This window comes from Halomonas sp. GFAJ-1 (assembly GCF_000236625.2).
Classification (GTDB): domain Bacteria; phylum Pseudomonadota; class Gammaproteobacteria; order Pseudomonadales; family Halomonadaceae; genus Vreelandella.
The window spans coordinates 1-545 of record NZ_AHBC01000084.1; the positions used below are offsets into that span (position 1 = coordinate 1).

Consider the following 545-nt stretch of genomic DNA (forward strand, 5'->3'; position numbering starts at 1 on the left):
GTGAGGGCGAAGATCGTGCCCGTTACCTGATGACCCGCCTGGCGGATCGCCTGCGCCGGGATGGGATGAAGGTACCCTTCTCGGTGACGACCCCGCACCGCAACACGATTCCGGTTCACCGCGAAGCGCCCATGCCTGGCGATTTGTTCATGGAGCGTCGTATCCGCTCTTTGATTCGCTACAACGCCATCGCCCAGGTGATTCGTAACAACCGCGCTAACCCGGGTCTGGGTGGCCACATTGCCAGCTTCATGTCATCAGCAACGCTTTATGACGTTGGCTTTAACCACTTTTTCCGCGCCGCTAAGGATGACTTTGCGGGCGACCTGATTTACATCCAGGGGCACGTGGCGCCGGGCATCTATGCGCGCTCCTACCTGGAAGGGCGCCTGTCGGAAGAGCAGATGGACAAGTTCCGCCGCGAAGTTGACGGCGATGGCCTCTCCTCGTACCCGCACCCGTGGCTAATGCCGGACTACTGGCAGTTCCCCACCGTCTCCATGGGCCTTGGCCCCATTCAGGCGATCTACCAAGCCCACGTGATG

At 60.7% G+C, this 545-nt stretch carries 1 pseudogene; it reads left to right on the top strand.

From position 1 onward, the window contains the following. Positions 1-545, top strand: a pseudogene (gene aceE / locus MOY_RS16380) (pyruvate dehydrogenase (acetyl-transferring), homodimeric type); the annotation flags it as partial.